Below are 19,119 nucleotides of genomic sequence, written 5' to 3' on the forward strand. Positions count from 1 at the left end.
CATCGTCCGTATTGACAACCCGCCGGTTGTTGGTGCGGGCGATTCTTTTTGTTTATCCATCTCACCAACCACTCATCACAGTATTTAGACCGCCAAAGTACTATGTATAGCAAGGTACCTTACGAAATAGCTATCTTTGAATCATCAAAACGGCGGCAACGTCGCATCGGCCGGAAAACGGCAGTAACAACAAACGCTAACAACATCCTTAAACAACTAATACGATGAAAACCTTATTCGCTTCCGCTCTGCTTGCTTTGGCCCTGAGTACTTCTACTGTCTCGTTTGCCGCTGACAACAAAGAAAACGCCGAACCCAAATCCACGTTTCAAATGGCGGTTTATCCGGTAATCAACAGCATGAAGGTGAGTGTGAACGTCAACAAACCGAAAGACAGCAAAGTCGATATCCGGTTGGTTGATGAAGCCGGGCAAACGCTGACGGTTTTGAAACTGGGCAAAGACAACGAGTCGTCGATCATCCGGTTCGACCTGAACAACCTGGAAGACGGGATTTACAAAGTGGAGGTTTCCGACGGGGTCAAAACCGAAGTCAAAACGGTGAAAGTGCAAACCAGCACCCCCGTTGAAGTCGCGCACCGTGAAGTGAGTCTGAAGTAACCATCGCAAATCCTTCACGATTTGATAACCCACCCGCAGCGGAATTCGAGGTAGCTTTGCAATTCTTTCGTATTCTCATGTTCATTGGGTAATCCAGACAGGCTGGGGATTTCCGACAGATTCTGTTTCAACGATTTAGATTTAGCGCAACAAATCCCGACAGCTTGCCGGGATTTGTTTTGTTTAGTCGTTCTCCTGTTTGGTTTCAACGGGTTTGTTATCGGTAACAAACCAGGAGGCCACATACGCGGTGAATGTCCCAAACAAACCAACCCCGGCCGTCATCAGGATGGCCGCGATGATACGACCTTCGGTCGTGACCGGAAATTTGTCGCCATACCCTACGGTGGTGATCGTGACGTAGGCCCACCAGATGGCGTCTTCGGCGGTTTTTATGTTGCTGTTGGGGTCGGTCTCCACCTGTAAAATGGCAATCGCCGAGAAGATCACCAGCAGAATAGCAATAATGGAAACGGAGGTGAACGCGCCCTGACTTTTGTCTTTAAAAATGTAATTGACCAGTTGGCGGGCCGAGCGAAATGCCCGAATAACACGCAGGAGCCGGATCAGTCGTAACAAACGGCCGGCCCGCAAAAAATCGACCATCGGGATGCAGGAAACCAGGTCGATCCAGCCCCAGCGCATGAACTTCAGCTTGTTGTCGGCTTTGTAGAAACGGATGCAGAAATCAAAAAAGAAAAACAGACAAATTGAATTGTCGATGTAACTCAGCAGCAGGGAAGTTTCGGTCGGGAGAACATAAACGCTGTCAATCACCAGGGCTCCCAGCACATAAATGGAAAGAACGATCACGACACTGTTTAAGATGCCCAGTTTATTCTCCGATTTCTCCGTTCGCTGCCCGTTCATGGATTCGTTATCGACTTGATTTTATGGCTTTTACGACCTGAAGTGTTGGTGTATCCGCCGGTTTCCGCTATCCTGAATTGGATAAGATCGGTGATCAGGGCCAGCGGCAGCGGTTTATTATATGCAAACTGAACTGTGCTTTTCGATCCTTTGTAGGGCGCGAGGGCTTCCTGAAAAGCGTCGTTGCCTTTGGGAGCCGGGTACATCCCGATGTGGTTTTTATGGGCCGCAAAATGAATTAGATAACCGTTCAGCCGGAAAGTCGGCATGTGGTAGCTAATGATTTCTTCCGCGTCGGGAGCCGCTTTCTGAACGGTTTCCCGAATTTGGTGCAGCCGTTCCTGTATTTGTGGTGGAAAACCGGCGATGTAGGCGTCGATGCTGGCTGGTTTGTTCATCTGCGAAAAAGGGTTTTTCTATCCATGAAGTCTTTTATAGACCAGGAAGGCGTGTGAGAGATGAAATACGAGAAAAAGTACTGAAACCGCTCCGAAAATCCAAGGTCGATAGGGCAGATTGAAAGAAAACGAGCGGCCCATCAGTCCGATCCCCATGAGCCAGACAAAGGGTGTATAAGCAGGAGCCAGAAAGCCCCACAGGCTGTGGCTCCACGCGCTGTCGGGAGCATCGATTAGAACGAGCCACGAGGAAAAGTAGAGGAGTAGGCCGGCTCCATACACAACAAACCCGGTTTTCTGGGTTCTCAACGCCAGCGAAAGCGGCATCAGGTAGGCCAATCCAAAGACCAGCCATCTCAGGCCATTTTCGCCAAAAGCTAAAAGTGGAGGGATGTCCTTCCAAAATACCGCAGGTTGAAAAACGGGCGGCAGTTGATTCGCAAAGGCCAGATTCCAGAGCAGAATGGGGATGAGCAGAAGAAAACAGGTTAGGAAATAGGTTTGAAAGGGGGTTGGTTTCATTTCTTCCTGTTTTTTCGTTTTGGGATAGGAACGCGGATTGAACCGATCAAAACGGATTTTAATCTGTGATAATCCGTTTTGATCGGTTCAATCCGCTTCATCCGCGTTTCTATCCCAAAATCTTCTCCAGACACTTCATCGTAATCAAATACGTCGGTTTTACGCCCAGCGTCCCCAAACTCCCGGAGGCTAGGGTCGCACCGGTGAGCAACGGATTATCCGACGCGTAATAGGCATACCGCACCTTGATGCCGGGCTGTACGCTGCCCCGGATTTTGGCGTGTGACTGAATCGCTTTCTGGTAATGCGCGCCTTCCATTTCGAGTCCGACGGCTTTCCACGACGAGTTTTTGAAGTACGACAAAATATCTTTGTTCTGCAATGATGTTCCCAACACGGTGATCATGGCACCCTCGTAGGCATCGACGCCAAAACCGGCAAAATCAGCGATGGAGAAGTCGTTTTCCAGCGGGTAATTGTCGGCGGTTCCCTCAAAAATGTGCGAAGTCGGAATCATGAGGTCGCCCTTGTCGCCGGTCAGAATACCGGCTTTGCCCATGATCGAGATCGAGGCTACGTTCAGCGCAAACGACTCGTCGCCGTGGTCATACGGTTTCAGTAATTCGTCCATCGTTTCGAAGGCCTGTTCGCCAAATGCGTAGTCCATCACCAGCAGCAGCGGTTGGGTTTCCTGAATCAAAACCGGGTCGTGGGCGATTTCGGGTGAAAGCTTCGTAGCATCCAACTGAGCCGTGTCAATGACCTGCACCAGCAGATTCGTACCGCCCAGATCCTCCAGTTCGTGCAGTCCGTGGGCTTCGGCAAATTCGGTCACCTGCTGGCGGAGTTCCTGTTGCGCGGGCTGGCTGAGTTTGTAGGCCAGATCGTAGAGGTTGTCCCAGGATGTCACCTCGGCCAGCGCAGCCGGGGCATACAGGCAGTTGACAACGCTGTGCGGATTGGCGCTGATGATGTGAATCGGGCGGTTTTGCCAGCCGTTGGTCTGAATGTAGTGTTTGATGCGGGTGGCCCAGCGCTCGCCGTACAGGTGCTGCCCGACACGCTCCCGCAGCATGGGGGTGAAGTTGATTTCGCGGTCGACTTTTTTCTCCTGAATTTCCCGCACCGACACGCAGCCCAGGCCATAGACAATCTGGAACAGCCCGTTGTTGGTTCCGGCATTTTCGGCAAACCGGTGGTAGGCCTGCTGTGTTTCTTCAAACGTCCGGCCCAGAATCGAACTCAGGTACATCAGGGCCAGTTCCTGTTCGTCTTCCTTGACGGTTCCGCCAGACTGGATAATGGCCTCCAGTTTTTCCCATTCGCGGAGTTTGTTGCCCCGTTCGATGAATACATTCCGCCGGATTTTGTCGGCTTCCATGAACAGAAACGTGAGGTGGGTCAGAATGTCGTAGATCTCGCTGCGGCCGTTCGTGACCTCGATCACCATTTGCTCGTTATCGACGCGGTAACAGTTCCGACGGCGTTTGGCCGGCACCAGCACCGGAAACCGCGAATGCTCAAACCCTTCGCGCGACACCAGCGTAATGACCCGGCACGCTTCGATGCCCTTCGGCAAGCGGTCCATGACATACACAAGGCCGTCTAATTCAACCCGTTGCGGATCGTTGACCGAGCCGTAGATTTCGGGCCGGAGGGTCAGCAGGGCCTGCCGGATTTCTTCACCCGATACGCCAGACGGTTTATAAAATCCCCGGTTGAACAGGTGACGCATCGTGATATAAAGTTTTTCAATAGCCAGACGGGATTCCTGAGCGCGGGTGAGGGGGGGCGAATACTCGGTGTTCATCATGAAGTAGATAAGTGGCTGCAAGATAAATGTTTGAAGTTGACTTGTCTTTCATTCCACTTTTGAATAATTCATTTTATTTGCTGAATTGGGAGACGGTAGGCGACAGAGCAGCGGTATTAAAACCGACGGCCGGGGTGTCGGTTAAATCCCGGCATCTGAACGTGACTGCCTGATTACCACTGCTCAAACACAAATCCCGTTCGTCCGGAATTCCTTTTCTAAATTTCCGTACTTTTGTATACTGCGAGAAACCCCATCAGCAAATCAAAATGTTTACACTTCGAAAAATAACCCAAACGGCGGTGCTGCTGGCGGTTTTGACCCCGGCACTTTTAGCACAGCCTTCTCCCGAAAAAGCCAAAATGAGTGAAAATCCGCTATTGCAACCGTTCAAAACACCGCATGAGACGGTGCCGTTTGATCTGATTAAAAATGACCATTACCTGCCCGCTCTGAAAGAAGCCATGACGATGGGCCGGAAAGAAATCGACGCCATCGTGGCGAATCCGGCCGCGCCGACGTTTGAAAATACCGTGGTCGCGCTCGAAAATGCCGGTCATATGGTCAACCGGGTGTCGTCGGTGCTGTTTAACCTGAATAGCGCAGAAACCAGCCCCGAATTGCAGAAAATTGTGCGGGAAGCCTCGCCTTTGCTAACGGAATACGGCAACGATATTTCCCTGAATGAGAAACTGTTCAAGCGCATCAAAACCGTTTACGATCAACGCGATCAGTTGAAACTGGAAGGCGAAGACCGGATGCTGCTCGAAAAATCATACAAGGGTTTTGCCCGCAACGGTGCCAATCTGAAAGCCGCCGATAAGGACAAATTCCGGGCCATCAACAAAGACCTGTCGCAGTTTTCGTTGCAGTTTGGCGAAAATGTGCTGAACGAAACGAATGAGTATCTGATGGAAGTAACGGACGAAAAAGATCTGGCGGGTTTGCCGGACTTTGCGCGGGAAGCCGCCAAAGCCGCGGCAACGCAGAAAGGAAAAACCGGCTGGGTGTTTACCTTGCAGGCGCCTAGCTACCAGCCGTTTATGCAGTATGCCGACAGCCGGGAGTTGAGAAAGAAGCTCTTTATCGCCTATAACTCACGCGGTTTCCACAGCGATAAAAACGACAACCAGCAGATTATCGGCAAACTCGTCCAGCTTCGCTATGACCGTGCCAAATTGCTGGGCTATCAGACACACGCCGATTTCATTCTGGAAGAAAGCATGGCGGGGTCGCCGGAGAAAGTGAAGCAGTTTTTGAGCGAACTGGCCGGTTATGCCAAACCCGTTGCCGAAAAGCAAATGACCGAACTGACCACCTACGCGAAGCAGAACGGTTTTAAGGACGAGCGACTGGAGCGCTGGGATTACAACTACTATTCCGAAAAACTGAAAAAGGAGAAATACGCCCTTGACGATGAAATTCTGAAACCGTATTTCAAACTGGAAAACGTCATCGAAGGCGCTTTCACGATTGCCAACAAACTGTACGGCCTGACGTTCAAGGAACGGAAAGACGTGCCGACCTATAACCCCGAAGTGAAAACCTACGATGTGTTTGATCAGGACGGCAAGTTTCTGGCGGTTTTTTACGGCGATTACTTCCCGCGGGCGGGCAAACGCAGCGGGGCCTGGATGAACGATATTCAGGGGCAGAAAGTGGAAAACGGCGTGAACATTCGCCCGCACATTGTCAACGTCTGCAACTTCACGCGTCCGACCGAAACCAAACCGTCGCTGCTGAATTTCAACGAAGTAACCACGCTTTTTCACGAGTTTGGCCACGGTTTGCACGGCATGTTGGCCAACAGCAAATACGAAAGTCTGTCGGGAACGAGCGTGTACCGCGATTTTGTGGAGCTGCCTTCGCAGGTGATGGAAAACTGGTGCTACGACCCGGAAGCGCTGAAACTGTTTGCCAAACACTACCAGACGGGCGAAGTGATCCCGAACGATTTGATCGAGAAAATCCGGGCGAGCCAGAATTTTATGGCCGGTATGGCCAACCTGACGCAGTTGCGCTACGGGCTGGTCGATATGTACTGGCACGGTAGTGCGCCGAAAGGAGAGACCGTCGAGCAGGTCGAATCCCACATCGACTCCCTGGTGAATCTGTTTCCGAAAGTGCCGGGAACGGCTTTCAGTCCGGCGTTCTCACACATCTTTGCGGGTGGGTATTCAGCCGGTTATTACAGCTACAAATGGTCGGAAGTGCTGGATGCCGACGCGTTTGAGTTCTTCAAGGAAAAAGGGCTGTCGAACCGGGAAGTGGCCGACAAATTCCGCAAGAACGTCCTGGAAAAAGGCGGTACGGAAAAACCGATGGAGCTTTACAAGAAATTCCGGGGCCGCGAACCATCTCCGCAAGCCATGCTTCGACGGAGTGGACTGACGCTTTAAAAAGGGTTATATCGCAGAGTTAAGCGGAGGAAATCAGAGTTACGCAGAGTTTTTCTCTGATAACCTCTGATTTCCTCCGCTTAACTCTGCGATATAACTCACCTATTCGCTCTCATTCGGTTCGAAGCCGCAATCAGCAACATCATCAGGCCGAAGCCCAGGAGTGGAAAAGCCGGAAGCCGGGCCGTGACCGTAGACAGCGAAACCTGGTCGCGGGTTTTTACGTAAATCGCCAGGGCCACGAAGGTGCCGCAGAGCGCAATCGCCAGCAACCCTTTGCCTGCGTATAGTTCCGGCCACAAAAAGGTGCCCGCCAAGGCATCATACATACCATAGAGAACGGCCATGCAGTCGATGGCAACGCCAAGTCTGAAAAGAGATTTCATAGGAGTAGTTGGGTTGGTTGGTGAACGGGCTGACAACCGCCGGAATGAACCACCGGTTGTCCTCACGGTCGTTGAATAGCAGATTGAAATACCGAATTTGGTTACATATTCGCTACCCGGAACCCATACCTGGTGGGTTTTAGTCCATAAGTTGCAGAAACCGGCAATAGCTGGTAAAGAGCTTCCCAACGGCTTTAACAAACTTTAACGGGCCTGACCGGCGTCAAGCGGGGTTTATTTTGTTAATTTTGGGGAAAATATACCGCTTACCCTAATGCAGACCATCAGAGGAACAGAATCTACAGTGCGTTCCGGGACGCCCCCGCAAGCGTCCGGTTTTTCGTATAAACGCATCAACAACATAACCGGCTGGGTGCTTTTCGCCATCGCGCTGTTTACCTATGCGTCAACGGTCGAGCGGACGGCCAGCTTCTGGGATTGTGGCGAATTCATTGCCTGTGCCTATAAACTTCAGGTTCCTCACCCGCCGGGAGCGCCGTTTTTCCTGCTGACAGGCCGCGTTTTCTCGATGCTGGCCCTCGGCGATGTTACCCAGGTGGCCTATTGGGTCAACATGATGTCCGTGCTCGCCAGTGCCTTCTCCATTCTGTTTCTGTTCTGGACGATCACCATGCTGGGCCGCAAACTGATCAACAAGCAATTCAATGAACTGACCCAGACCGAAATCTGGACCGTAATCGGTTCCGGTGCCGTTGGCGCGCTGGTTTATACATTTTCGGATACGTTCTGGTTTTCGGCCGTCGAAGCCGAAGTATACGGGGTATCGTCGTTTTTTACGGCCATTGTCGTCTGGGCGGCTTTCCGCTGGGAGTTGATTGAAGACGAGGCTGCCGCCAACCGCTGGCTGATTTTCATCGCCTACCTGATCGGTCTTTCCATCGGCGTCCACTTGCTGAACCTGGTGACGCTGCCCGCCATGGCGTTGATTTACTACTTCAAGAAGAACCCGAAAGTGACGTTGTGGGGTGGTTTTATTTCCTTCGGTGTCGGGATGGTCATTCTGGGCATCATCAACTCGGGCATCATTCCGGGGCTTCCCACGGCGGCTTTTGCCGTTGAACGGTTTTTTGTCAATACGTTCGGAATGCCCTTTACGACTGGTATCATCATCTTCACGATTGTCTTTATCGGAGCACTGATCTACGGAATTATCTGGTCGGCGCGCAAAAACCGGCCGATCCTGAACACGGCTTTGCTGGGACTGGCATTCGTTTTAATTGGCTATGCCTCCTACATTCAGGTGCTGATTCGGTCGGATTTCAACACGCCTATCAACGAAAATAATCCGAGCGATGTGGTCAATTTCGTATCGTACCTGAAACGGGAACAATACGGGAATCGCTCGCTGAGCTACGGCCCGCTGTTTTTCTCGCGCCCCGTCGACCAGAAAAAAGGTGCTCCACAATTTGAAAAGCGCGATGGTCAGTACAAAATCTTCGATTATGCGCCGGAATATATCTACGACAGCGACAAGCAGATGCTGTTTCCGCGGATTTACAGCAACCAGAATAATCACCCGCAACTGTACTCCCAGATGCTGAACATTCCGCTCGATGCGCAGGGGCAACCCACGCGGAAAGTGACGATGGGGGATAACCTGCAATTCTTCTTTCAGTACCAGTTGGGGCATATGTACTGGCGGTATCTGATGTGGAATTTTGCCGGACGCGCCGGCGACCAGGAAGGGTCGGGCTATCTGCTGCCCTGGACGAGTGACGATGGCGTTCCGGATCTGATCAAGGACAACAAAGCCCGCGATAACTTCTACATGCTGCCGTTTTTGCTGGGCTTGTTCGGGATGGTCATTCAGTATTTCCGGCGACCCAAAGACCTGCTGATTGTGGGGATGCTGTTTTTCTTTACCGGTATTGCCTTGCAGATCTTCCTGAACTCTCCGCCTTCCGAACCGCGTGAACGGGATTACATTTACGTCGGCTCGTTCTACTTCTTTGCCATCTGGATCGGTCTGGGCGTTGTCGCGCTGGTCGACGGTTTGGCGGCCTATTTGAAGAGTGAAAAGATGCGTGTGGGGCTCGTCGCTGGCCTGTGTTTGCTGGTTCCGGTGATGATGGCGGCCAAAAGCTGGGATAACCACGACCGCTCAAACCGCTACCATTCCGTTGATTTTGCCAAAAACCTCCTGAATTCCTGCGCTCCGAACGCCATTCTGTTTGTGGGGGGTGATAATGACACGTTCCCCTTGTGGTATGCCCAGGAAGTCGAAGGCTTCCGGACCGACGTGCGGGTTTGTAACCTGAGCTTGCTCGGCACCGAGTGGTATATTCAGCAAATGAAACGGAAAACGTACGAGTCCGAAGCGTTGCCGATTTCGCTCGAATTTGCCCAGTTCAACAAAGGGAAAAATGACGTGATTCCGTTCTACGAAATCCCGGCAGTGAAAAATGGTATCAACCTGAAAGAATACATCGGGTTGGTGAAACAGAACAATCAGGCGATTCAGGTGCCGCTGACGACCGGCGAAATGACCAACATCCTGCCGTCGCCGACGTTCTTCCTGCCGGTCGACAAGGCAGAGGTGCAGCGGCTCGGTTTTGTGCCGGCTAACCTGCTGCCGATGGTGAAGGATACGGTAGTCTGGAATTATGGCAAACAGGATATTTACAAACCGGATCTGGTGATGCTCGACATCATTGCGACCAACAACTGGAAGCGCCCGATTTATTTCTCGACCACGCTGGGGCAATCGAACTACCTGAATCTGAAGGATCACATGCAACTGGAAGGCTATGCGTTCCGGTTGATGCCGGTGCAGGTGCCAAGCGCAACCGACGGGTTTGTCAATTCCGACGTGATGTACACCAACATGATGAAGAAAACCTTCTGGCGGGAAATGAACAACCCGGATTCGTATTACGACGATACGTACCGTGGTTCACCGGTTATTTCGGCCCGGATTGCGTTCCTGCGGCTGGCGGATCAGTTGATGCGCGAAGGCAAAAATGCCCAGGCCAAAGAAGTGCTGAATCACTCGTTGCAGGTCATTCCCGACAAAAGCATTCCGTACGACCAGATTTCGACCAACTACATCCGGATTCTGCTGGAAGTAGGCGATCTGAAAACCGCCCAGGCCATTGCCGACGTGGTGGCAAACCGGGCCGATCAGAGTCTGACCTACATCAAGCAAACCGGTGGTGGCAGCAACGACGCCAACTTTGATCTGTATAACCTGCAAACCATCGTGAACGCGTTCCGCGAAACCAAAAATGAAGCACTGGCGAAGAAGTACGACGCACTGTTTCAGAAGCATTTAAACGCGTTAGGATAAGCATTGCGGAAAAATTAACGACTTTGGGGGCTGGAATTGAAAATTTGGTTTTCAATTCCAGCCCCCAAAGTCGTTTTTATGAGTTACATCAATCAGAACGGTTTAGAATATACGAAACAAGCCGAAGAGATGGATGATCTTATGACACGGATTCTTGAAAAGTATATTGATGCTTCTAAAACCGGAATTCCAATCAGGATATAAACCGTGCGTGTAAAAACTTGATAATCAGGAAATACTTATCTAAACAGTAAGTATTTCCTGATTGCAATTTATGGTTTACGGGGGTTAATGTATGAAATATTGCCCCCAATGATGTCGACGATATGCTGTATGTAGTTCTATTACACAGTGTTCGGGGCGATATTGATTGTTACAAATTAAACCCTTTGACTTGTAAAGCATTTTTAGCTAATATATTTCCACTTTCTGCCGCTTTAACATACAATTCGTGGGCTTTTTGAATGTTAACGCTTAAGCCTAGTAGTCCTAAATAATAAGCTTCCGCTAATTCGAAAATAGCATCAGGATGTTGCTGGTTTACGGCTGTTGTTAAATATTTAAAAGCATTTTTAGTGTCTGTAAGGCAATAATAATATACTTTATAAGCTTGATAAGACCCTTCGGAATTATCTTTTTCTGCTGCTAATAAAAACCATTTCAAGGCCTGGTAGCAATCCTTTTCCGTGCCGTTTCCTTCTCCATAGAGAAGGCCCAATCCTAGTGCGCCTTCAGGGTTATCTTGTTTAACGGCCAATCGATACCATTTCATGGCCTCTACATAATCTACTGTAAGCCCCCTTCCGTAGTAATAGCAGTTGCCAAGGTGATATTGTCCTGAAGCAGAACCTTTATCGGCTGCCAGCCGATACCATTTTATGGCTTCACCATAATTGGGTATGCCATCCAGACCCTTTTCATAAGCCTTACCTATTTGAACAGAGGCATTTAATTCTCCTCGTTCATACGCTTGTTTATACCATTTTAAGGCTTCAGTGTAATTGCTGGCTACGCCATAGCCATATTCGTGCATAAGCCCTAATTGAAGCATACCTCTGGCATTCCCGCTTTTTGCCGACTTCTTATACCAATTTAAAGCTTCATCGTAATTTTTATTGACTCCCAAACCATCTTTAAACAAGTCGCCCAGGTAAGAATAGATAGGAATATAAGATTGTTTTGCCGCCAATTGATACCACTTTAGTGCTTCCTTATAATCGGGCTTTACGCCCAACCCGGCTGCATATAACTGACCTATGGAGCCCTGTACGGTGGCGTTTCCTTGTTGAGCCGCCAACAGATACCATTTTCGTGCTTCTTCATAATTAGGATCAACGCCCAGCCCATACTGATACAAATAACCAATTGAACCCTGTGCTTCAACATGCCCCATTTCGGCTGCTTTACTGAAATATTTTAACGCTTTTAGGTAATCTTTTTCGAGGCCCAAACCTGCCTGGTATATGTAGCCAAGATGGTTTTGGGCATCGGCATTTCCCTGGTTAGCAGCTAATAAAATCCATTTAATCGCTTCGTTTAGATCTTTCTTTTCGCCTTTTCCATACCAGAAACACAACGATAAACTATACTGTCCCCAGCTATATCCCAGGTTAGCTGATTTTTTGAAGTTCTCAGCGGCTTTCCCGTAGTTGCCCTTCTTCCAGTATTGAATCCCGGTTTCATTGAATGAAGCTGCCAGACGCTTCCGGGGGCCTGTCAATAAACTATCACCTGAATATTGAAAGTAGACTTTGCTTATTACCTCACTATGGCTCCGGCATTCAATAGTGAACAACAAGGTAAATGGTAAAAGCAGTAGTAGATACTTGCTCTTCATAACGTTTCCCTTTAATTATATTGTACAATAACTTTATCCATGTAACTAAACAACCGGTTCTCTGCTTTCGACTCTTCTTTACTGTCTTCAATCTCAATTGTGTCGCTACCCTTAACTTTTTGAATAATAGTCCGCAGTTTTACCAAGGTTTTTGTATCATTAACAGGATTAGGATTGAAGGTTAAAAGGTATGTAGCCTGGAGGTTAATGGTCTTATTGAGAAAGAAAAACACCTTTTTCTTTTCAGTGTATTTTTCCAAAAGCGTCATTCCCTGTTCTGAATTTCTTTTTACTTCATAAGGTGATGGACTTTTTGAAAAGGATTCCAGAAGGATTTTTAATACCCTGGAATAAGGTTGCCGGTATTCGCGTGGAGCAAGTGAAAGCGTTGATATATAACTTTTTATTATCTCTAAATCGTTTTTGACAACTTTATACGTACTAAGTGTATCGTGAAGAGCCTGTAATTCGCCCGACATTCCTTTTACCCGAGCTTCATAGGATTGAATCAGCTTTTGATTGTTGGTAAGGGCTTCTGTTAATTTTACGGACAGTTGCATACTGTCTACCTGTAATTTTTCGATCCGAATTACAAGCTTTCTATTTAAGGTGGAAACTGAAGAAACTCTGTATTTTAATTTTCTCGAATACCTCGATAAGCGTTGGTTTTCTTTTTGAAAATGGTCAAGCTTTTTGGCAAGTACTCCGATTTCGGACGAATTATTGCTGGTGGTAGAAGGTGCTTGTGCCCGGGAGGTATACGAGATCAAAAAAAATACAGAAAGAAGTAGAGGGATTTTATTCATAAACTGGAGGTGCAAATAGTTGCTTTTAATAGTTGGAGGAATTTCGCTTGTTTAAACAGGGTAGAGCGTTGCATCAGAATAAAACGCATAACCATAATTTATCATCAGGCTTTTCATAAAACCCGTTGGTCATCTGGTAAAAAATAGCAAGCAGGTTTTTATACCCAGCTTAATAGAATTGATAATTAACAGACAAAAAAATATTTATTAACAGATTTAGAAATGGGTTGATGTTGAAAAAGCTCTTTAGCTATTAATGATTTTTTTATGAGTAAATTACAAATAGTTATATTTAATATTGATAATATACAACTATTGAGGAATTTTTTGCATTGCATTCCTGTGTAAATTACTCATAGTGCAATGATAGTATTTTTTTTAAATTTATTCCAAACTGTTTAACAGACAAATTTAGAAAAATTACCGGTATTTTTTTTGAGTACTACTACTAAGTATGAATCAGCCAAACCGTTTCAGCCATTTTAAACTTCCTTCATAGAAGCTATTGGGTTTGTTAAGAAAAATTGTGTGGCTAATCAATTAATAGGGGTTCAAACAAAAAAGCCCGGTCTTCTAGCCGGGCTTTCTCACGTTCAATCCGTATCAATGGAAAAAGTCTTTCATTTTATCGAAGAACCCTTTTTCGTTCTTTCCCGGTTTGGGATGGAAATTCGGCGAGTTTCGCAGTCGTTCCAGAATGCTGCGTTCTTCCGAACTAAGTGTTTTGGGCGTCCAGATGTTGATGTGGATGAGTTGGTCACCCCGACCGTAGCCGTTCAGTTCTTTGATGCCTTTGCCTTTCAAACGGAGGATTTTGCCACCCTGCGTACCCGGTTCGAGCGTAATCCGGGCGCGACCGTCGATCGTCGGCACTTCCACGGAGGTTCCTAACGTGGCATCGACAAAGTTGACGTGCAAATCGAAAACCACGTTGTTGCCGTCGCGTTTCAGGTTGTCGTCTTCCTCTTCTTCTACCACAATCAGCAAGTCCCCGGCCACGCCCCCGCGCGGAGGAACGTTCCCTTTGCCGGTTACGGAAAGCTGAATGCCTTCGGCAACACCCGCCGGAATTTTAATGGGAATTACGTCTTCCTGCAACAGACGGCCTTCGCCAAAACAGGTGTCGCAACGATCTGTGACCATTTTGCCTTCACCGTTACAGGTCGGGCAGGTGCTGGTCGAAACCATCTGGCCCAACATCGTATTGACCACTTTCCGAACCTGACCGGAACCGTTACAGGTGTTACAGGTCGTGACAGCCGTACCGTTTTTAGAACCGTTACCGCCACAGGTCGTACAGGAAACATGGCGTTTTACCTTGATTTTTTTCTCAACGCCGTTGGCAATTTCCTGGAGGTTCAGCTTCAGTTTAATCCGCAAATCCGAACCGCGCCGAACGCGCCTTCCCTGCTGCTGACCACCCCGGCCGAAGAAGCTGCCAAAGGGGCTGTCGTCGCCGAAAATATCGCCGAACTGCGAGAAAATGTCGTCCATCGACTGGCCACCACCACCCGCGCCGTTCATGCCCTGATGACCAAACTGGTCATACCGTGCCTTTTTCTGCGGATCGCTCAGCACATCGTAGGCTTCGGCGGCTTCCTTGAATTTGTCTTCGGCGGTGGGATCGTCCGGATTTTTGTCGGGGTGGTGTTTGATCGCCATCTTCCGGTAGGCTTTTTTGACTTCTTCCGGTGATGCGTTTTTATCGACCCCTAATACTTCGTAATAATCTCGTTTCGTAGCCATGTATCGTTCGTTGAAAAACGAGTAGACTGAACGGGGAGGGGCGGGTAGCCGTCCTGTTCAGTCTACTCGTTCTAGCCTATCGTTATCGTTCAGGAGCCTAAAATCACTTTTGCAAACCGGATCACTTTGTCATTCAGAAGGTATCCTTTTTCCGTTTCGTCCATGATTTTTCCTTTCAGATCGTCACTGGGTGCCGGAAACTGGGTAATGGCCTCGTGCAGATCCGGGTTGAAAACCTGGCCCAGCGAGTCCATCGGCTTCACGCCTTTGGATTCCAGAACTTTATAAAATTTATTGAAGATCAATTTCACCCCGGCTTTCAGCGCTTCGACGTCCGAGGTGCTTTCGGCCGATTTCAACGCCCGTTCGAAATCGTCGAGAACCGGCAGCAACGCCACCAGCAATCCCTCGTTGGCGTTGGAGATCAGGTCGATTTTCTCCTTGGCCGTGCGCCGACGGAAATTTTCAAAATCGGCATACAGGCGGAGGTATTTATCCTTTAAATCAGTCAGTTCGACACTAACTTTATCGAATTCGGTAATCACCTGTTCGCCCGTTGCAGCGGATTCGATGTCGTCCGACGTATTGTCAGTCGGAGCTTCCGAAACGACACTGGCTTCATGGGCGGTATTGTCAGGTTGCTGCGTCGTTTCCTGCTCTTCGGTATTCAAAGTTTCTTTATTTTCCATACGCTTGGTTGTATTTCGTCGCCACCACATAGTACCCGAGAAAGTCGCAAATTAGTTGCCAATTTTTAGAATACTGACAAGATGGCATTTTTATTCGTGGGCCGGGCCTGTTAAATTTGACAGGAAACCCGGTAAGGTGTCAGCTTCGGTACGGATAAAACCACTGAATTGCTGCCTGAGGTTCAACCCGACTATGATTTCAGTGATCCAAAAACATACCCGCTTGCTCAAAGCCAAGGCCGCTGAACTGGGCTTCGATTTCTGCGGAGTTTCCAACGCCGAATTTCTGGAAGAAGAAGCCCCCCGGCTGGAAGCGTGGCTCAACCGGCAGATGCACGGCAAGATGGGTTATATGGCTAACCACTTCGACAAACGGCTCGATCCCCGGCTTCTGGTGAACGGAGCGAAGTCGGTGGTGACGGTTTTGCTGAACTACTACCCCGAAAAAACCGTAGCGCAGGAAGAAGGCGGGTATAAAATTTCAAAATACGCGTACGGCACGGATTATCACTTTGTTATCAAGGATAAGTTGAAGGAATTACTGGCCTTTGTTCATGAGGAAATCGGCGACGTCAACGGGCGGTTTTTTGTCGATTCGGCCCCGGTCATGGACAAAGTCTGGGCCAAACGCAGCGGCCTGGGCTGGGTCGGCAAACACACCAACCTGATTACCCGCGACACAGGCAGCTTTGTCTTCATCGGTGAACTGATTCTGGACCTCGAACTGGAGGCTGATGGCCCCATCGCCGATTACTGCGGCACCTGCACCCGTTGCATCGACGCCTGCCCGACCGACGCCATCACCGATCCGTACGTTGTGGACGGCAGCAAGTGCATTTCGTATTTCACCATCGAACTGAAAGACGCCATCCCGGATGAGGTCAAAGGCAAGTTTGAAAACTGGATTTTCGGTTGCGACATTTGTCAGGATGTGTGCCCCTGGAACCGGTTTTCCCGTCCACACACGACTCCGGCGTTTGACCCCAATCCGGCTTTGGCGGAATTTACCAAAACCGACTGGGAAGAAATAACGCAGGATATTTTTCAGGAGATTTTCCGCCGTTCGGCCGTCAAACGAACGAAACTCGAAGGATTGAAACGGAATATCACGTTTGTGAAAACGGGCGAATAGGCCATAGCCCAAAGGGCTTCCATACACTAGCCCCGCACACCGTGCGGGGTTTATCCACGCACACCCATGATTGTTGATTGTTCCAACCGCGTATCGCCATTGATTGGGATTGGGTGAATGGGGAAACCGCCCCTCGCACGGTGGTGGCATTGACCCTCGCACGGTGGTGACATCGCCCCCCGCACGGTGTGCGGGGCTAGTGTATGAAAGCCCTTTGGGCTATTTCAGCGGCACCGCCAGCGTCACCGTTTGTTGGTTACGGATTACGGTTATATTCATTTGTCCCATCCAGTTGACCTGCTGCTGAATCGCGACCAGCCGACCGACGTTGGGCGTTTCTTCCTGATTCGCCGTTCGGATCACGTCGCCGGGTTTCAGCCCCGCTGTTTCGAGCAGACTGCCTGTGGGAATGGTTACCACGATAACGCCTTTCTCGTCCGGCAAACCGAAAGCCGAGCGGTCGCCCAAACCGCGCACGTTGCGGAGGGAAGCACCCAGCCAGGTCATTTCCTGCACCGATTCTTCAAACCGGCTGTCCAGCAAAACCGGCAGCCTGGGCGAGCGGGCCAAGGCACGCAAAGCCGGTTTTTGAACCCCAAACTGATCCATCGGAAAATTCCGAAAGCCGGTTTTTAAAGCAGGACTGGTGGCGCTGACCTGATAATTCCCTTTTTCAGGCTGAACAAAAACCGGGTCACCATAGACGCTGTGAAGGTCAGTCCCGTTCTTTTGCGCCTTTTGCAAGGCCGCCTGATCCAGAAAAAGATTTGCATCCACTTCCTTGCCCCAGTCTTTGATGCCGATGGGTGCGTAGGGCCGCATGATGATGTTTTTTCGGAAGACGTCACCGCTGCTGGCAAACCAGACGTGCGGGTGAAACGAGTTGTTAATCAGGATGTTATTTTCGGCGATGCGGTAAAAGCCTTCCCGAAATTTCAGCCCGCCGTTTAGCAGAACGTTGTTGTAAATGTGGTAATTGCTGCTGCCGTCGTCCAGGTCGATGTCCCAGCCGTGGTCGCAGCGAAACCGGTTGTTGCGAATGATGGTGGTTTTCTGGGCATCGAGTAAAATCAGTTCCGGGTGAACGGCCACCAGACTGTCCATAATCTGCCGGTTGGGGTGCCAGAACCGGTCGCGGCCCCAGGAGTTGAAGGCACCGTGATCGCCCGTTTCCAGAACCGTATCGAATACATCGTTAAACTCCAAAAGGTGGCCGCCCCAGGTGCCATCGCCGATGTTGATCCCGGCGCGGGGAACCTGATAAATTGTGTTGTGCCGAACAATGATCCCGGACGCCATTGCAATTTCCACGCCCGCCGACTGCTTTTCGATTTGCCCGATGTCGTGAATGAGATTATCGGCCGCCACGCATTCGGACGGAAACCGGTCATTTTTCGGCCCCGGTGTCAAATCCATCTGGTCATACGGGACAAACTTTTCATACCGAAAAGCGGGAGAACGCACCGCCGATGAATCGCCCACGAAGCTGATGGCACTCGCTCCGATGTGGTGAAAATGACAACCTTCAACGGCCGATTTTTGGTTATAACGACTGAACATCAGTGCATTGCCGCCCAGATTGGTAAACTCGCAGTCTTCGATCCGGCAGTTTTCGGTATTCTCCAGATACACCGCAGCACCCCGGTACAGCATCCAGTCGCTTCGGAGCAGCGGCTCATACGGTTCCATAAACGTCCGTTCCGCATTGATAAACCGAATGCCCTGAATGCGAACCTGTTGCAACGGTTTTTCCGGCGTACCCCTCAATTCGATCAGGCTTTTCAGGTGGGAAACTTCTACGGTGGCGGTTTTGGGATTAACGCCCGGGAGCGGAATCAGGTGGAGGAGTTGGGTCTTTTTGTCGTAAAACCATTCGCCCGGCGCGTCCAGTTCTTCGAAAATATTCTCGACAAACCGCTCGGTTTTGTGCAGCGGAGCGGGGCGGTTATTCTGCCAGCCGCCTTCCTGTTGCAGTTGCCCGCCCGATTTTCCGGTAATCCGGTAATGAAAATCGCCCCATTCGCCCTGGTGCAGCGCATGGATAAAACCGCCTTCGGGCGACTTCCACCGGCTGATCCGTTCTTGGCTCAGGGCGTCGGCAGCCGTGCCGTTGAAGACCCTTGCTTTGGCGTCATCATTCGGATACCGCGCCAGAATCTGCTTTTTTCCGTTGAGAAACAATTGTTCGAAGGCCGGGCCGTCGACGCGCGCGGTCCAGGTCGTTGCACCGGTTTTCTGCCAGCGTAGCGCCAATTTACGGCCACCGCTGATTTGCACCTTTTCATTCGAAAAAGCACTGATTGTCAGAATTTTCCCGTTCACGGTTTCCGGCCTGACGACCACGGTTTCGGCTAAATAATGCGAGCCTTTCCGCAGAAAAATCTGAACAGAATTGTGGGGAGCGGTTTTTACTTTTTCCAACGCTTTCGACACCGTGGCCAACGGCAACGCCATCGTGCCGGGATTGGAATCTTTCCCCGACGGAGCGACGTAAAACCGGGTTTGCGCCCGAACCGTCATCATCTGAAAGCAGAGAAAAAGCCCAATCCATTTGGTCATAAGGAGTTGATTTTTAGCAAAAACCGCTTCATTTT

General features: G+C 49.8%; 14 protein-coding genes. 4 read left to right on the plus strand and 10 right to left on the minus strand.

Features of this window, described 5'->3' with window-relative positions:
- Positions 1-224: 224 nt before the first annotated feature.
- Positions 225-620, plus strand: a complete 396-nt coding sequence (locus DUE52_RS20105) for a T9SS type A sorting domain-containing protein (RefSeq protein WP_114407840.1) — start codon at positions 225-227, stop codon at positions 618-620.
- Positions 621-803: 183 nt separating this feature from the next.
- Here DUE52_RS20105 and DUE52_RS20110 read toward each other — a convergent pair whose 3' ends face one another.
- The 4 genes from DUE52_RS20110 to DUE52_RS20125 all read right to left on the minus strand — a co-directional run bounded on the left by DUE52_RS20110 (position 804) and on the right by DUE52_RS20125 (position 4,220).
- Entirely contained in the window at positions 804-1,490 is a 687-nt protein-coding gene (locus tag DUE52_RS20110) for a potassium channel family protein (RefSeq protein WP_114407841.1), read from the minus strand.
- Positions 1,487-1,888, minus strand: coding sequence for an iron chaperone (locus tag DUE52_RS20115; protein ID WP_114407842.1), 402 nt, complete (start codon positions 1,886-1,888; stop codon positions 1,487-1,489). The genes DUE52_RS20110 and DUE52_RS20115 overlap by 4 nt, the downstream gene beginning before the upstream one ends.
- Before the next feature lie 18 nt (positions 1,889-1,906).
- Positions 1,907-2,410 (minus strand): hypothetical protein, encoded by a 504-nt coding sequence (locus tag DUE52_RS20120; protein WP_114407843.1) that lies wholly within the window; start codon positions 2,408-2,410, stop codon positions 1,907-1,909.
- 109 nt (positions 2,411-2,519) lie between these two features.
- Positions 2,520-4,220 carry a DUF6909 family protein gene (locus tag DUE52_RS20125; protein WP_114407939.1) on the minus strand — a complete coding sequence of 567 codons (1,701 nt, stop codon included), beginning with the start codon at positions 4,218-4,220 and terminating at the stop codon, positions 2,520-2,522.
- 272 nt (positions 4,221-4,492) lie between these two features.
- On the opposite strand from DUE52_RS20125, the gene DUE52_RS20130 reads away from it, so the two are divergent.
- On the plus strand, positions 4,493-6,622 hold the full coding sequence (locus tag DUE52_RS20130) for a M3 family metallopeptidase (protein ID WP_114407844.1): 2,130 nt from the start codon (positions 4,493-4,495) through the stop codon (positions 6,620-6,622).
- A 98-nt stretch (positions 6,623-6,720) separates the two neighbouring features.
- On the opposite strand, the gene DUE52_RS20135 is transcribed toward DUE52_RS20130, so the two are convergent.
- Positions 6,721-7,008 carry a hypothetical protein gene (locus DUE52_RS20135; protein ID WP_133299884.1) on the minus strand — a complete coding sequence of 96 codons (288 nt, stop codon included), beginning with the start codon at positions 7,006-7,008 and terminating at the stop codon, positions 6,721-6,723.
- 274 nt (positions 7,009-7,282) lie between these two features.
- Here DUE52_RS20135 and DUE52_RS20140 point away from each other — a divergent pair, with 274 nt between their 5' ends.
- Positions 7,283-10,315, plus strand: a complete 3,033-nt coding sequence (locus DUE52_RS20140) for a DUF2723 domain-containing protein (RefSeq protein ID WP_114407846.1) — start codon at positions 7,283-7,285, stop codon at positions 10,313-10,315.
- A gap of 373 nt (positions 10,316-10,688) precedes the next feature.
- Here the strand turns inward: DUE52_RS20140 and DUE52_RS20145 are convergent, their stop codons facing one another.
- The 4 genes from DUE52_RS20145 to DUE52_RS20160 form a co-directional block, all read right to left on the minus strand.
- A complete protein-coding gene (locus DUE52_RS20145) occupies positions 10,689-12,152 on the minus strand; it encodes a tetratricopeptide repeat protein (protein WP_114407847.1) in 1,464 nt (487 codons plus the stop codon).
- An 11-nt stretch (positions 12,153-12,163) separates the two neighbouring features.
- The gene (locus DUE52_RS20150; protein WP_133299885.1) at positions 12,164-12,958 is read right to left on the minus strand and encodes a hypothetical protein; all 795 of its coding nucleotides are present in this window, start codon (positions 12,956-12,958) and stop codon (positions 12,164-12,166) included.
- Positions 12,959-13,561: 603 nt separating this feature from the next.
- Positions 13,562-14,704 (minus strand): molecular chaperone DnaJ, encoded by a 1,143-nt coding sequence (gene dnaJ, locus DUE52_RS20155; protein WP_114407849.1) that lies wholly within the window; start codon positions 14,702-14,704, stop codon positions 13,562-13,564.
- Between the two features lie 89 nt (positions 14,705-14,793).
- Positions 14,794-15,393, minus strand: coding sequence for a nucleotide exchange factor GrpE (locus DUE52_RS20160; RefSeq protein ID WP_114407850.1), 600 nt, complete (start codon positions 15,391-15,393; stop codon positions 14,794-14,796).
- Between the two features lie 193 nt (positions 15,394-15,586).
- On the opposite strand from DUE52_RS20160, the gene queG reads away from it, so the two are divergent.
- Positions 15,587-16,525: a tRNA epoxyqueuosine(34) reductase QueG gene (gene queG, locus DUE52_RS20165; RefSeq protein WP_114407851.1), complete on the plus strand. Its 939-nt coding sequence runs from the start codon at positions 15,587-15,589 to the stop codon at positions 16,523-16,525.
- 219 nt (positions 16,526-16,744) lie between these two features.
- On the opposite strand, the gene DUE52_RS20170 is transcribed toward queG, so the two are convergent.
- On the minus strand, positions 16,745-19,084 hold the full coding sequence (locus DUE52_RS20170; RefSeq protein ID WP_114407852.1) for a right-handed parallel beta-helix repeat-containing protein: 2,340 nt from the start codon (positions 19,082-19,084) through the stop codon (positions 16,745-16,747).
- Positions 19,085-19,119: the final 35 nt, after the last annotated feature.

Source organism: Larkinella punicea (genome assembly GCF_003334855.1).
Taxonomy (GTDB): domain Bacteria; phylum Bacteroidota; class Bacteroidia; order Cytophagales; family Spirosomataceae; genus Larkinella; species Larkinella punicea.

What these genes read in the sequence shown, in the direction of transcription:
- DUE52_RS20140 (WP_114407846.1), top strand. Translation starts at nt 7,283, where the DNA reads ATGCAGACCATCAGAGGAACAGAATCTACAGTGCGTTCCGGGACGCCC.
- DUE52_RS20150 (WP_133299885.1), bottom strand. Translation starts at nt 12,958, where the DNA reads ATGAATAAAATCCCTCTACTTCTTTCTGTATTTTTTTTGATCTCGTAT.
- queG (WP_114407851.1), top strand. Translation starts at nt 15,587, where the DNA reads ATGATTTCAGTGATCCAAAAACATACCCGCTTGCTCAAAGCCAAGGCC.
- DUE52_RS20145 (WP_114407847.1), bottom strand. Translation starts at nt 12,152, where the DNA reads ATGAAGAGCAAGTATCTACTACTGCTTTTACCATTTACCTTGTTGTTC.
- DUE52_RS20135 (WP_133299884.1), bottom strand. Translation starts at nt 7,008, where the DNA reads ATGAAATCTCTTTTCAGACTTGGCGTTGCCATCGACTGCATGGCCGTT.
- dnaJ (WP_114407849.1), bottom strand. Translation starts at nt 14,704, where the DNA reads ATGGCTACGAAACGAGATTATTACGAAGTATTAGGGGTCGATAAAAAC.
- DUE52_RS20105 (WP_114407840.1), top strand. Translation starts at nt 225, where the DNA reads ATGAAAACCTTATTCGCTTCCGCTCTGCTTGCTTTGGCCCTGAGTACT.
- DUE52_RS20170 (WP_114407852.1), bottom strand. Translation starts at nt 19,084, where the DNA reads ATGACCAAATGGATTGGGCTTTTTCTCTGCTTTCAGATGATGACGGTT.
- DUE52_RS20125 (WP_114407939.1), bottom strand. Translation starts at nt 4,220, where the DNA reads ATGAACACCGAGTATTCGCCCCCCCTCACCCGCGCTCAGGAATCCCGT.
- DUE52_RS20110 (WP_114407841.1), bottom strand. Translation starts at nt 1,490, where the DNA reads ATGAACGGGCAGCGAACGGAGAAATCGGAGAATAAACTGGGCATCTTA.
- DUE52_RS20115 (WP_114407842.1), bottom strand. Translation starts at nt 1,888, where the DNA reads ATGAACAAACCAGCCAGCATCGACGCCTACATCGCCGGTTTTCCACCA.
- DUE52_RS20160 (WP_114407850.1), bottom strand. Translation starts at nt 15,393, where the DNA reads ATGGAAAATAAAGAAACTTTGAATACCGAAGAGCAGGAAACGACGCAG.
- DUE52_RS20130 (WP_114407844.1), top strand. Translation starts at nt 4,493, where the DNA reads ATGTTTACACTTCGAAAAATAACCCAAACGGCGGTGCTGCTGGCGGTT.
- DUE52_RS20120 (WP_114407843.1), bottom strand. Translation starts at nt 2,410, where the DNA reads ATGAAACCAACCCCCTTTCAAACCTATTTCCTAACCTGTTTTCTTCTG.